At 40.2% G+C, this 14,111-nt stretch carries 14 protein-coding genes; 10 read left to right on the forward strand and 4 right to left on the reverse strand.

What is annotated here, in order from left to right; all coding sequences use genetic code 11:
• Positions 1-79 precede the first annotated feature (79 nt).
• The 7 genes from EJ995_RS06690 to EJ995_RS06720 all read left to right on the forward strand — a co-directional run bounded on the left by EJ995_RS06690 (position 80) and on the right by EJ995_RS06720 (position 6,277).
• Complete coding sequence (locus EJ995_RS06690; RefSeq protein ID WP_126446864.1) at positions 80-439, forward strand: BlaI/MecI/CopY family transcriptional regulator; 360 nt, start codon at positions 80-82, stop codon at positions 437-439.
• A 2-nt stretch (positions 440-441) separates the two neighbouring features.
• Positions 442-3,309: a M56 family metallopeptidase gene (locus tag EJ995_RS06695; RefSeq protein WP_126446866.1), complete on the forward strand. Its 2,868-nt coding sequence runs from the start codon at positions 442-444 to the stop codon at positions 3,307-3,309.
• Positions 3,310-3,398: 89 nt separating this feature from the next.
• Complete coding sequence (locus tag EJ995_RS06700) at positions 3,399-3,554, forward strand: SsrA-binding protein (protein WP_126446868.1); 156 nt, start codon at positions 3,399-3,401, stop codon at positions 3,552-3,554.
• The gene (locus EJ995_RS06705; protein ID WP_126446870.1) at positions 3,555-4,355 is read left to right on the forward strand and encodes a helical backbone metal receptor; all 801 of its coding nucleotides are present in this window, start codon (positions 3,555-3,557) and stop codon (positions 4,353-4,355) included.
• A 72-nt stretch (positions 4,356-4,427) separates the two neighbouring features.
• Positions 4,428-5,030, forward strand: a complete 603-nt coding sequence (locus EJ995_RS06710; RefSeq protein WP_126446872.1) for a LemA family protein — start codon at positions 4,428-4,430, stop codon at positions 5,028-5,030.
• A gap of 6 nt (positions 5,031-5,036) precedes the next feature.
• Positions 5,037-5,477, forward strand: coding sequence for a TPM domain-containing protein (locus EJ995_RS06715; RefSeq protein ID WP_126446874.1), 441 nt, complete (start codon positions 5,037-5,039; stop codon positions 5,475-5,477).
• Positions 5,474-6,277: a TPM domain-containing protein gene (locus EJ995_RS06720; RefSeq protein ID WP_126446876.1), complete on the forward strand. Its 804-nt coding sequence runs from the start codon at positions 5,474-5,476 to the stop codon at positions 6,275-6,277. Before EJ995_RS06715 ends, EJ995_RS06720 begins: the two co-directional genes overlap by 4 nt.
• Before the next feature lie 384 nt (positions 6,278-6,661).
• Here EJ995_RS06720 and EJ995_RS06725 read toward each other — a convergent pair whose 3' ends face one another.
• Positions 6,662-8,731, reverse strand: a complete 2,070-nt coding sequence (locus EJ995_RS06725) for a DUF3857 domain-containing transglutaminase family protein (RefSeq protein WP_126446879.1) — start codon at positions 8,729-8,731, stop codon at positions 6,662-6,664.
• Between the two features lie 231 nt (positions 8,732-8,962).
• Between EJ995_RS06725 and EJ995_RS06730 the strand changes: the two genes are divergently transcribed.
• Together EJ995_RS06730 and EJ995_RS13160 are read left to right on the forward strand one after the other, a co-directional pair.
• Positions 8,963-10,231 carry a DEAD/DEAH box helicase gene (locus tag EJ995_RS06730; protein ID WP_126446882.1) on the forward strand — a complete coding sequence of 423 codons (1,269 nt, stop codon included), beginning with the start codon at positions 8,963-8,965 and terminating at the stop codon, positions 10,229-10,231.
• Positions 10,232-10,340: 109 nt separating this feature from the next.
• Positions 10,341-10,493, forward strand: a complete 153-nt coding sequence (locus EJ995_RS13160) for a hypothetical protein (RefSeq protein ID WP_164549886.1) — start codon at positions 10,341-10,343, stop codon at positions 10,491-10,493.
• Between the two features lie 59 nt (positions 10,494-10,552).
• On the opposite strand, the gene EJ995_RS06735 is transcribed toward EJ995_RS13160, so the two are convergent.
• Positions 10,553-11,056 (reverse strand): GNAT family N-acetyltransferase, encoded by a 504-nt coding sequence (locus EJ995_RS06735; protein ID WP_126446884.1) that lies wholly within the window; start codon positions 11,054-11,056, stop codon positions 10,553-10,555.
• 104 nt (positions 11,057-11,160) lie between these two features.
• Here EJ995_RS06735 and EJ995_RS06740 point away from each other — a divergent pair, with 104 nt between their 5' ends.
• Entirely contained in the window at positions 11,161-12,774 is a 1,614-nt protein-coding gene (locus EJ995_RS06740) for a SulP family inorganic anion transporter (RefSeq protein ID WP_126446886.1), read from the forward strand.
• Here the strand turns inward: EJ995_RS06740 and EJ995_RS06745 are convergent, their stop codons facing one another.
• Entirely contained in the window at positions 12,775-13,308 is a 534-nt protein-coding gene (locus EJ995_RS06745) for a GyrI-like domain-containing protein (RefSeq protein WP_126446888.1), read from the reverse strand.
• The gene (locus EJ995_RS06750) at positions 13,295-14,026 is read right to left on the reverse strand and encodes an SIMPL domain-containing protein (protein WP_126446890.1); all 732 of its coding nucleotides are present in this window, start codon (positions 14,024-14,026) and stop codon (positions 13,295-13,297) included. The genes EJ995_RS06745 and EJ995_RS06750 overlap by 14 nt, the downstream gene beginning before the upstream one ends.
• Positions 14,027-14,111: the final 85 nt, after the last annotated feature.

Consider the following 14,111-nt stretch of genomic DNA (forward strand, 5'->3'; position numbering starts at 1 on the left):
TAGGGATAGAGGCAAGCTACCGTGTAGCGCCGAAAGCCTGGTCGAGGCCGCGCCGAGAAACGCCCAAAACAACTGAAACATGGAAAAATTAACCAAAAAAGAAGAAGAGGTCATGCAGGTCTTATGGGATCTGGAAAAGGCTTTTGTCAAGGAAATGGTGCCGCATCTGGATGCCGGCAATCACTACAATACGGTGAGTACGATCGTGCGCAAGCTTGTGGATAAGGGCTTTGTGGGCTATGAGGCTTTTGGCAAGACGCATCGCTATTTCCCACTGGTAGAAAAAACGGCTTACCGCAACACGTTTGTGAGTAATGCGATGAGTAACTACTTCAATAATTCCTACAAGAATATGGTGTCGTTTTTTGCTAAGGAAGAGAAGATCTCCGCAGGTGAATTGCGTGAGATCCTGGAAATGATTGAATCTAAAGAGAAATAGTCATGGAGCAATTACTTGAATATTTGATGAAGTCGGCTGGCGTGCTCGCCATCTTTGTTTTGGCCTACCAGCTGCTGCTGCGCCGTCTCACGTTTTTCCGCAGTAATAGGTGGTTCTTGCTGTTGGGCATGGTAGCCAGCATCGCCGTTCCCTTTATTGAGATCACGCAAACCGTTTATGTAGAACAATTGGCGCAACCAGTGTTTTTACCTCAGAATTATGACCTGCAATTGATGGCTGCAGCCGCACCACAACCTGAGCCATGGATCTCGATGGATGAATTCTTGCTAGTGCTGTATCTATCCATAAGCTTGTTTTTTATAGGTAAAATGGCGGTTGAGTTGCTATCTCTGCGACGTTTGATTCTATCGGGTAAGATGCGAAGAGAGAATGGATTTGTGATGGTTGCGCTTTCGCGAAAGGTGACACCGTTTAGTTTTTTCAACTACATCTGTTATTACCGTAAGGACAAGAAAAAGGCTGGAATGGACCTGATCATGGATCATGAAAAAGTGCATGCGCGCGATTGGCATAGTATTGACCTGCTGATCTCACATCTGTATCGAGCTATTTTCTGGATCAATCCGCTAGCGTGGTTGCTCAAGCGACAAATAGGTGAGAATCTAGAATTCATCGCAGATGCCACTGCCAAGGTTCAAAATGAAACCGGCGTAAGCTATGAGCACACGCTGCTAAGTAGCGCGGCCAGCCACATGCAGCCAGCCCTAGCCAATAATTTTTTCACACCATTTATTAAAAAGCGAATTCAAATGTTACAAAAAGAAACCTCAAAACAGTGGAACGCCTACAAGTATGCGTTGATACTGCCAGTACTGGTCCTATTTCTCTACAGTTTTAATGTGGTAGAAAAGATTGAGTATATCAAAAAAGAAAAAGCAGTAGCGACAGCGCTGCAAAATGTTGACCCATTGGCATTTGACATCACCTTAAATACCACTCAGGCTCAATTGAATGAGTATGCAGCTAGAATCAATGCAAATACTGATTACAAAATCGAGTTAGTCAAGTCTAAAGATGATGATGGCACAGACCGATTGAGATTGAAATCGGCTTTTGGGAATGAGCAACTGCGTGAAAATGTGAGCATGATCTTGCGAGGTGGCGAGCTTATTATCTTGCTGGCTAGTGATGATGAGTTGCAATTGAATAACGCAGTCTCGTTAGAAACCTTTATTGTCAATGAGAATGGTACTTCTATCAAATCTGACGATCGAGTTGTTTATGGTACGTTTGAAGCAACGGATACCATTTCAAAACTAATAAAACACAAAATCGTCAACACGACGACAAAAGAAAGTCTTGATGACATAAAGGCATCGTTAAAGAAAAATCACAATGTGGATTTTGATTACAGCCGTGCACGATATAAAAGTGGTAAACTAACGAGATTGACAGTATCACTAGATGATAATGATGGTACAGTGATCAAACAATCCTTTGTAGATAATGATGGTATTGATAGCATTTGCATTACTGGTGTCATCACCGATGATGAAAAATCGTGGTCTATGGGTGACTGCGACGCTATTGGGTATACAGCAACAACATACTCCCAATCAATGTTTGATCCTGCAATGGCGTTTGCGATGAGAGACGCTTCTAAAGAGCTTGATTCATTGTTGAATACTTTAAATATTTCAAAGATCAACGATACCATACATTTTGAAGTTGAAGATTATATAACACTTCAAGAAGAAATGAAGCGCATGAACTTTGATAGCATACAGCAACAGGCCATGGAAGGATTGAAAGAGGCACAGATCGAGATGCAGAACATGAATTGGGATAGCATACAACAACAAGCCATGAAGGGATTGAAAGAAGCTCAAATTGAGATGCGAAACATGAATTGGGATAGCATCCAAGAGCTAGCCAAGCAAAATTTGAAACTGGCAAAGCTCGAATTTGAGCGCATGAATTGGGACAGCATCCAGCAAGTATCAAAAGAACAACTTAAAGAAGCTCGCCTTAAGTTCAGGTATTTTGATATGGACAGTTTGCGTCAAACTAACAAGCAGCGTATGAAAGAAGCTCGAGCAAGAATGGAGGAATCTCGTGCTCAAATGATGAAAGCACGTAAAGATTTTGCGCGCCTCAATACGGATAGCATCCGTGAGGTAAACAAGCAGCGCATGAAAGAATCGCGGGAAAGAATGGAAGAATCTCGTGCTCAAATGTTGGAAGCACGTAAAAACTTCAGGCGTCTTAACATGGACAGCATACGTGAGGTAAACAAGCAACGTATGGAAGAAGCTCGAGAAAGAATGGAAGAGTCTCGTGCTCGGTTTAGCAAAATGAATTTGGATAGTTTGAAGAAAGTAAATAGAAAAATGGTCACTTCACGATGGAGCATAGCCGATCCGCAGGATCCTATGACGATCATCGCAACTGATGACTTGCCTGATCCTTATACTCTCTATAATGGTAAGTCAAAACCATTATTCATTCTTGACGGCAAAGAGGCTGGAGAAGAAGAATTCAGAAATATCAATCCGCAACAAATTGAATCGGTAAGTGTACTGAAAGATGAGAATGCTATTAGCCTTTATGGTGATAAAGGTAAGAATGGAGTAATTATTATTGTGACTAAGACCTTAGATTCTAATAACTCATTCGCCATTACAGACTTTAATGATAATGCCATGCAAGCATTGGAGAGAAGATTGGAACAGTCAGGTCACACATTCAAAATAAGAACGCTCAAACGTAAAAATGGTAAACCAAGAAAAATCAAATTTGACCTTGATGATGGCAGTTACACTTTTGATTCTGATGATGGTTTAAAAAAAATGACCATCAGGTTTGACGATATCACAGGAGAACCACAAGTGTTATTTGAAAAGAAATAATGATTGACTGTTACCCAAAATAATAATAGCCACTCACTTAAAATTAAAAATCCAAGCCACCTATCGCTTGGATTTTTTACATTTAGGTCATGAAAAAATCAATTTTCAAAGCACTATCCAAGGTCAACAAGAAACTGCTGCCTAGCTACAGCAAGGATCATGATTTTGATTTGTCCAAAGCTTCTAAGTTGCAAATGGCTCTCATAGGATACAAGACTTGGGTGACAAAAAACGCACTCGATTAGATGATCTCTGTTAAAGATCAATTGAACAACCTTATCGAGCTAGCTCAGCCGGCTCAACGGATTGTTTCTCTAGTACCATCACAAACCGAATTACTTTTTGACCTAGGTCTTGAAGATCGCATTGTTGGAATAACGCGTTTTTGTGTTCATCCAGCGCGAGCGCTAGAAACCAAAACAGTGGTAGGCGGCACCAAGAAAGTGATCCAGAAAAGAATCAAAGAACTACAACCCGATCTCATTATCTGTAACAAGGAAGAAAACACCTGTGAGATGGTAACACGATGCCAGCAAATTGGACCAACCTATGTTTCTGATATCAAGACGTTGCAAGATTCTTTATACATGATCGCTGATATAGGCAAACTAACTGGAACTAGTGACAAAGCCACACACTTGATCAAAGAGATCTCGACTGCTTTTGACCACCTCAATTCATTCAAGGAATTGCGTGCGCTCTATCTCATCTGGAAAAATCCTTACATGAGTATTGGTCACGATACGTTTATCCACGACATGATGAGCCATGCGGGATTAGATAATGTGCTTATTTATCAAACGCGTTACCCAACATTGACCATTCAGCAAATTGTCGATCTAGCGCCACAGGTAATACTTTTCTCTAGTGAACCCTATAATTTTAAAGAAGTGGATATGCAGGATATCGTTTTAGCTTTCGCGAAAGCTGACAAATCACAACCCAACTGCATACTTGTTGATGGTGAGTTATTTGCATGGTACGGCAGTAGATTGTTGAAATCACCAGGTTATTTTAATGATTTGAGAGAAAGGCTTAAAGTCTAAGGCAAGAAATTGCTCAATTCTTGTAACTTTCCACACACAGAATCAACTAATCAATCCAGCTAATATATAATTATGAAAACAGGTTCAATTATAGGAATCGTACTTCTTGTACTCGTGGTGATCATAGGTTTTAATGCCTATTCATGGTACAATACTACCGTAACAGATAAGGAAGGCGTGCAGGCGCAATGGGGTAATGTCGAGTCCAGTTATCAGCGCAGGTCAGACCTTATTCCTAATATCGTCGCAACGGCAAAACAATATGCACAATTTGAGCAAGAAACGCTAACAGGCGTTATTGAGGCGCGTGCCAAGGCAACTTCTATCAATGTAGATGCAAGCAATTTGACTAGCGAGCAGATACAGCAGTTTAGCGAGGCACAAGGCGCGGTAAGTTCGGGTTTGGGACGTTTATTGGCCACTTATGAGAACTATCCAGACCTCAAGGCAAACGAGAATTTTAAGGAATTGATCAATGAGCTAGAACGTACGGAGAATCGCATCAATGTCGAACGCAATCGCTACAATGAGACCGTAAAAAAATATAATCTACAAGTCAATAGACTACCAGGTAAGTTTTACGCAGGTATCTTCGGTTTTGACGAGTCTCCATATTTCCAGGCAGATGAAGGTGCACAAAATGCACCAGATGTAGGCAACCTATTCGGTAACTAGAAATCCATGTCCAGCAAGGTAGAAGATTTTCTCACGGCTGCACAGGAACAAGAAATTGTTCAAGCCATACGTGATGCAGAGTTGCGCACTAGCGGCGAGATACGCGTGCATCTGGAATCCAATTGCAGCGGTGATGTTTATGAGCGCGCACAGGAATTGTTTCATGTACTTAAAATGGACAACACGCGCGATGCCAACGGCATACTATTTTATGTAGCCGTGGATGACCGCAAGTTTGCTTTATTGGGCGACACCGGTATCCATGCTGTGGTAGGAGCACAATTCTGGATAGATGTCAAGAATGAGATGGAATTACGCTTTCGCGAAAGCAAATTCACACAAGGCCTTACTGCTGCTATCCAGCTCGTAGGTGAGCGACTATCTGCCCACTTTCCATGGGATGAGGATGATGTCAATGAATTACCGGATCAAATTTCTACTAGTTGAGGTATTTACAAAATTTAGCGATCTTATTGATTTTGCTTGTTGGCAGCATAGCAACGGCACAGTTTGAGGTACCACCTAAACCAGCGAGTCTTAAAAATCAAAAGGCTATTTATGATTACGTAGAACTGCTCAGTAAATCCCAGCAGGCAGCATTGCAGAATAAATTAGAACGCTATGCAGATTCTACAAGTACCCAGATTGTAGTTTCCATAATAAAGAGCACTAATGGCGAGGACATCTCGATGCTTTCCACAAGATGGGCACAGGATTGGGGCGTTGGACAAGCGCAGGAAGACAACGGTATTTTCATTTTGCTTGCCTTAGAGGATCGCACCATAGATATTTCTACGGGTTATGGTATAGAGTACCGACTTACAGACCGTATGTCAGAGCGTATTATCAACCGCATCATAGTTCCCAACTTTAAGCGCAACGACTACTATGCTGGTCTCGATCAAGCCGCTGATGCTATTTTTCAGGCGCTTAATGGTGAGTTTGAAGAAACGAGAGACTTTAGCAAAAATGATTTTCCTATTGGCACATTGCTAGCATTGGGATTTTTCATTTTTATGATCGTTCTCGCCATACGCAACAATAAAAATGGCGGCAATAACAATGGCGGCAGGCGATCTGGTGCCAGCTTACTGGATGTCATTATCTTGAGTAATATGGGTCGCGGCGGTTTTGGCAGTGGTGGCGGTTTTGGCGGTGGTAGCTCAGGTGGCTTTGGCGGCGGCGGTTTCGGTGGTGGCTTCGGCGGAGGTGGTTTTGGCGGAGGTGGCGCTAGTGGTGGATGGTAATTTTTTTAAAATTCCAAATTCTCAAGTTCCAATTCGAGAACTGAGGCCTCTTGAAGTAAGAGTTTACAGGTTTCAAGCTTCAAATTCTAAATACTGTCTAGTGTAATTGTAGCGCTCAGTACATTCAACATGTTTTCAGCGTCTTAATAGAAGAATTCAGGTATCTGATTATCAGTTATTTATTTAGCTCGAAAACTGTCTCGAGATATGATCCATTCAGACTTTATCCTATTCATGATGCTTAGTATGTAAATCTTTTAATTGAAATGGATGTTCTAACGTTTGAAGAGTATTAAGGTATGGTTAGTGTCGATACACTCAGCTTAAGAAATATGTAAGGCTCGACAATAACAAAAGCCGCACTTATAAATGACTATTTAATTTCTAAACTTGATTGACCTTTTTCTTGTTATTGCGAGAAACCAACCATGTTATTACACCAACAATCGCAATAAAAATTAGAAAGTAGAAAATGATCTTTACAAATGCCATTATCGGCTCACTAGAAAATCCAGCAAGATTGTCTTTAGGGATGAAGATTGCGTAGCTGTAATTATTATTTATTTTTTGAACGTCATTTTGATAATCCTTGAAGTCCTTAGCTTCAACAATCGGTTTTAAAATCTTCAAATCATTCTTTATCACTAACTGGTTTTGTGATTTATTATAATTGATTTTTTGATTGTAATTAAAGACATCGTTTTTGGCCTCAACAGTCTCATTTTCTATGTTCCAATATTCTGGCAGGTTGACTATTGTTTCAAGACTTTTTGTTACAGGGTATGCTAGCTCGATAGAGTGTTTTCTGCTATCAGTATTTAGTACACTAAAAACTCCATCAAGTGCTGATGCTTGAAACTCTACAGCAATATTTTCAGGTTCATCAGGTATCTCTTTCCATATACTATCGACTATGTATTCCTCTTTGATAGTAACGACGTTTTTCTTGAAGTCATCAATTATTTCAGGATTTTTGACAATCTTGATACCTGCATGTTTATTAGCATAATATGCCTCGTACTCCTTAGCGATGTTGCTAAGGCTGCTATTTTTGAAGTATTCCCTTATCCTATCTGCTTCAATGTTATGATACGATGTAGTCACATGAAATTTACCAGATCCATTTACTTTATCTAGATCATACACTTCTTTGACCGTAGTCAGATTACTCGATTTACTTTCAATGGACTCTAGTTTATCATTTCCTTTTTTGATAGTAAGACCGTATTCGTAATTAGGAAAATGAACGTTGTCAAAAAGGCCACCTTGATTGGTAATAGTGGGATCATAGAAATAAGTGTTGCCATCATCTGCCACAACTTTTACAGTGCAGTGATTAAATACATAGGGTGAAGGCAAGATCTCATTCAAGGATCGCTTCATAGTAGTACTGATAAGTACAGGATAAGCTTCAATGCCCATTTCTTTGAGCATCGTTACCATGAGTAAACTCTTATCCTTACAATCTCCATAACGTTGATCAAAAACTTGATTAGGCGCATGAGGTTTATAACCACTTATACCATATTCCAGTCCTAGGTAGCGTATTTCATTCTGCACAAAATTTAATACCGACTGTATTTTTTCGCCTTCAGAACTATTATCATTTTCAATAGATGTGATTTCTTCTCTTAGAGCTGCACTAATAGGTTTGTCAATCTCAAAAAGTTCTAGACTCCAATCAATAACCTGTTTCCAGTTATTGTAAGTGGATACATAAACGGTAGGCATGTTAATTTCCCAAGTAGGAATAAATTCTTCATAATAAAATGGTTCTGGATTATTTACAGTCCATTGATAGTACCAAGTATCACCTGTTTTTTCGATCTCGGGCTTAAGCGTCGTATTGTAAAGTTGGTACTTGAGAGACTTATCTGATAAAATGGAGACATTGATTTTTCCTACTGGCGCATAGTCACAAAGAATGTATCCATCTGTAAACTCTCCTTTGTTAAGCGGGTTGAAACCAATTATAGAATAGTCGTAGTCAATAATATCGCCGTTGCGTACATCTGATAAATAAATCATGGCAGATAGGGAACCATCATATAAATAGTTCTCTGCATTGAGTTCACGTTTTATCACTTGAAAATCTACAGGATTTAACTTATCAATTACTTGATCACCACGTAATATTTTCAAGGAATGAAAAATTAGTTTTTGATAAGTAGGATCATAAACTGCACTAATGTTAGAAATAGCTTGAATTCCAACTGGATCAGTAATCTTATTGACGAACCTATAATAAGTTTGTTGTAGTGGTACATTAGTCTGATAATCGCTAAGTAATGTTACGGCGCCTTGTACGATTTCATCATTATCAATTGCTGGATTCAATTCATAATCAGTGTCTTGAATCCATGAAGATTTGTTTCCTGTTTTAATTTGAATTTGAGCGATGGTTGCTATTGGCAACACAAAAACGAAGAGAAATAAAATATAATTTTTGAGCACTGGCGTAACATTTTTCGAATTGGCAATTTATGAAATCTAACAATATTTTAAGATTTACAGATAACCCGTTTTTGCCCTAGGTAATAGAACCACAAAATAAAACCCGTTGAGAGATTACAAATTCATTCATTGTCGTCAATCTTTTATCTCAGTTTCCCTTACAACGACTCACGAACCCACCAACTATAACACTCTTCTTAATAACCGTACCTTTGCAGCTTAATACAATACATGACATTTAAACAATTGGGGCTCGACGAGTCCATCTTGAAAGCTTTACAAGACCAAGGATACGAGAATCCAACACCTATACAAGCACAATCAATACCAGTATTACTTAAAGGAAAAGACTTATTAGGAGTCGCTCAAACAGGAACCGGTAAAACCGCAGCCTTTTCAATCCCTATTTTACAGCAATTACTTGATGGTGATGGCCCACGTGGCAAGCGCAAGATAAGAGCACTCGTAGTCACGCCTACACGAGAACTGGCCATTCAGATAGATGAGAATTTCACTGCTTACTCAAAATACACAGGAATAAAAAATACCGTCATATTTGGTGGCGTTAAACAAACTAAGCAAGTTTATGCTCTTCATCAAGGCGTGGACGTATTGGTCGCAACACCAGGAAGATTACTGGACTTGATCAATCAGCGTTACATCTCGCTGGCAGATGTTGAATACTTCGTTCTTGACGAGGCAGACCAGATGCTGGACATGGGCTTTATCCATGATATTAAGAAACTACTCAAGCTCTTGCCTAATCAGCGACAGTCGCTTTTCTTTAGTGCGACCATGCCGCAGGCAATCGTTAAATTATCTCGCGAGATATTAGGAGACTTTGAGCGCGTGACTATAGAGCCAGAAAAAACTACTGCGGAGAAAGTAGAACAGGCGATTTATCACGTCAACAAAAAGAATAAAACCAAATTGCTCACCCATCTACTGGGAACAGACATGAACGGACCAACATTAGTTTTTTCTAGAACTAAACATGGTGCCAATAAGATTGTAAAAGACCTTGATAAAGCAGGAATCAAGAGCGCCGCGATTCATGGTAATAAATCACAAGGCGCGCGCCAGCGTGCATTGCAAAGCTTTAAGGACGGCGAGTTGCAAGCGCTAGTCGCTACCGACATTGCCGCTCGCGGTATTGATATCGACGAGCTTGCCTATGTGATCAATTATGATCTACCCAACATTGCAGAATCCTACGTGCACCGCATAGGTCGTACAGGTCGTGCAGGCGCAAGCGGTCTTGCAGCCAGTTTTTGTATGCTGGAAGAACGACCGTTTCTTAAGGATATAGAGAAGCTCATCCAGACTCATATTCCCGTGATCGACGATCATCCTTATGAATTCAAGATGGAAGATGCTGCAGAGCCTAGTTTGAAAAAACAAGGTCAGCGTGGTAGAAGACCTTCTCGCAATTCGGGAAACAGTAATCGTAGTAAATCTGGAAACAATAACAGAAACAGATCTTCAAATCGCAGCCGATAGTCTTTATCTAACGATTTAGGGAAAAATATATCATTGGTCAGGTCAAATGGAGCGATATGCAAGTTGTATGTCGCTCCATCTTTGTAGTGTAATTATTAAAACTACAATCATGAAAAATCAGATCAAATCCGTATTCAATCTTATCGATATTTTTAGAAACATGGGTCGTAGAAAATTCAAGAAAATGCTAGTGGTTCACGAACATTGTGCCTCAAAAAGCCTGCACGATTATTATTGTGATCAGGATCGCATCAATGCATAAAGAATGATTTTTAGTTGTTCCGCTTTCGCGAAAGCGGAATAATTAAAGTGATCATAACATCAAACAATACTTAGTTCATAGAAGTTATTGATCGAGTACATCATCTGTCGCTGGTAAACCTTTTTAAAGCCTAAATTTTCATAATACGCGCACAATCGTTCATTGCTAGAATCACAGTCTAACCGCAAAAGATAAATATCTTGTGTGACCGCTTTGTTTTTTACTTGCTCAATCACATGAGCACCTATTTTCTTACCGGTAAAAGCTGGCAGTATCACAAGAGAATGTATATAAAGCGCTGATTGTTCCTGATGGCCCCAATATTTTAAATCCTTGTGCATAATTCTAATCATTCCTGCAGTTTCTTTCTGGAACTGTATGAAATGGATCTCATTCAATTCAAAACCTTCTTGCAACCATTCAAGTCGCTCAGCTGGTGGATCTAGCCAGTAGCTCCATTGATCAATACCTTTATCAAGCAAATGTTGTGCTGCAGTTTTTAATATGGATAGCGCTTTTTGAAATTCGCTTGTATGTGCTAGTTTTAGCGTAGCTTCCTGCATGCTTCAAATTTACGAGACAGGATGTGAAAGTCATATCTAGCGAGGTTATCTGTTCTATGGCAATGAATTACCTTTGCGCGCTTAAATTCTAGCGACTCGATTCTATGGTAAAGCTGTTCAATAATTTTGTAGGCAATCCTAAAAATGATATTCTTTCTGGTCTCACGGTAGCACTAGCTCTTGTTCCAGAAGCTGTTGCTTTTGCATTTGTGGCTGGCGTTGATCCTATGGTTGGATTGTACGGTGCATTCATGATGGGAATAATTACTTCGCTTTTTGGCGGTCGTCCTGGGATGATATCTGGAGCTACAGGCGCCATGGCTATCGTGATGGTATTGCTTATCAAGACTGGAAATGAGGTAGGTCTTGCCATGGAAACCCCTTATGAGAACCTAGGTTTACAGTGGTTATTTATCACATTACTCATAGTAGGCGTGATCCAGATGAGTGCTGGGTTTTTGAGATTAGGAAAGTTTGTGAGATTGATACCGCATCCAGTAATGATGGGATTTGTAAACGGTCTCGCCATAGTGATTTTTCTAGCACAATTAGATTTCTTCAAGACAGGAACCGGCGATGATAAGTCATGGATGACAGGAACGCCACTTTATATTTTGTTGGCTCTTGTTGGACTTACCATGGCGATCATGTACTTCTTGCCTAAGTTAACCAAAGCTATTCCTGCCGCGCTGGCAGCCATAGCTGTGGTTGCAGCAATAACTATCTTTGGAAATCTTGATGTGGCGACGGTAGGTTCATTCATTCGCGATGGTGGTGGTACAGGAATGGAAGGCTCGTTGCCAGAATTTCAATTTCAGATATTCACATTGTTTGATACCCTACAAGGACACTGGGCAATCATTTTAGGGACTGCGGTGACACTGGCAGCGGTTGGTTTGATTGAATCATTAATGACATTAAATCTTGTCGACGATTTGACTGAGACACGTGGTAGCGGTAATCGTGAATGTGTGGCTCAAGGCGCAGCCAATATGGTCAACGGACTCTTTGGCGGTATGGGCGGTTGTGCCATGATAGGTCAATCAATTATCAATGTTAATTCAGGTGGTCGCGGTAGATTGTCGGGAGCAGTTGCGGCAAGTGCCTTATTGCTATTCATACTTTTTGGAGCACCGATTATTGAGCAAATCCCAATCGCAGCCTTAGTAGGTGTGATGTTAATGGTAGTGATAGGAACATTTGCGTGGTCTAGTTTTAGAATCATCAATAAAATTCCGATTTCAGATCTTATTGTTTTGATCGCGGTAAGTGCGATAACGGTATGGCAGGATCTTGCTATTGCCGTAGTCACCGGTGTGATCATGAGTGCTCTCGTGTTTGCCTGGAATAGTGCTAAACGCATTAGAGCTAGAAAAAGCATCAAAGATGACGGTACTAAAGTCTATGAAATATGGGGACCATTATTTTTTGGTTCTGTGACTGCTTTCAACAATAAGTTTGATCCCAAAACAGATCCAGAGAAGATCGAGATTGATTTCATTGAGTCTAGAGTTCAGGATCACAGTGGAGTAGAAGCCTTGCGCAATGTGGCTAACAAATATCTAGATCTAGGTAAGGAAATAAAACTCACGCATTTAAGTCCAGAATGTCAAGAATTACTGATGCGTCGCAATCCAGAATTTGAGAGCATTATTGAACGCAGTATTGAAGATCCACGTTACCATATTGCAACCGATCTTCTGGATGCTGAGGTGTAACTAGGATTTTTTCTTAACTGGTATCCAAACTTCTTCCTGAGAGCTAGGATTAGTATTACTGTATTTATCGCCAAGTACTTCAAAATGTGGTCGATGATCCAACACATAATCTGCATTAGGAAGCCATTCTGCAAAAATGAAATTTATGGTAGCGGGAAACTGAGCTGGCAAGCCCATATGTAGAAATACAGCGTACATGCCGCCTTTAAGCTCATAAGGTTGCATGCCTTCAGGTAGGTTGCCGTAGGCACTGACTTCGCTTAAAGCATATTTTTTAAAAGCTATAGTCGGATCAAAATGTTCAAGGCTTAGCGCCACAGGATATTCTTGTATTGAATACAGATCATTACCAACCGTATTTTGAATCTTGTTGCGATGCGGCATAAAGCTTTTCCAAAGCTCCGCAGTTTTATTATCAACCATGGACATCTCAAGAGATTTTCCTACTAGCTTTCTAGGTGCTAGCTTTTCAATTCTTAAGAATTTTGCCGTTGGTGAGTTCGAATCTTTAGACTCAGTTTTACTCTGACTCATATACGAGTTTCATGGTAATGCTGGCTGTTTTCTCTTTGCTAGAGGTATTGTAAGTGCCACCCCAGGAATAATCCTCAGCGCTGTTTTGTCCAGTGATTTGAAAAACCCCCATGCGAGCAGATCCTAAATCACCTAAGGAGCCACCGCTATTTTCAGCAATTTTTTCAGCTCTGATTCTGGCATCTTCTGTAGCACGAGAGATCATTTCGATTTTTAGGTCTGCTAGTTTTGTGTAGTAATATCTAGGCGATTGTGAGTAAAACTGTACACCTTGATTAAGCAATTCTGTAACTTCTCTAGAAATCTTTTCCACCTGTTCCACATTGCTGGATTCTACATTCACGCTTTGTGACAATTCATATCCTTCAAAACGCTCACCTTGATACTTGCCATTATCGCCATAAATAGGCGTTGTCTGTCTGCGAGTTTGCACCGCGCTAAAAACTAGAATAGAGTCTGCAATACCTTTTGATTTCAGGTAGGTACTCACGATCTCTTTATTTCGTGATAATTGGTCATAGGCTTCACTCAATACCTTGCTAGTACTGGTGTATCTTCCTTCCCATACGATCAGGTCGCTGGTAAAATCCTTGCTGCCCAATCCAGTAACTTCAATGGTGCCGTCTGCACGGCTGCGATCTACATATGCTTTTCCTAAAAATATGGAGGCAAGGACTATGGCAATCCCAAAAATAATAGCGCTGATGGTATTCTTCATGATCTCAAATTATATTTAAATATAACTAACTGTTGCGTCATAACGATGGTTACCAAAGTTATCCTATATTGTTAGCTTTAAAGTT

The organism is Nonlabens ponticola (assembly GCF_003966335.1).
GTDB lineage: Bacteria > Bacteroidota > Bacteroidia > Flavobacteriales > Flavobacteriaceae > Nonlabens > Nonlabens ponticola.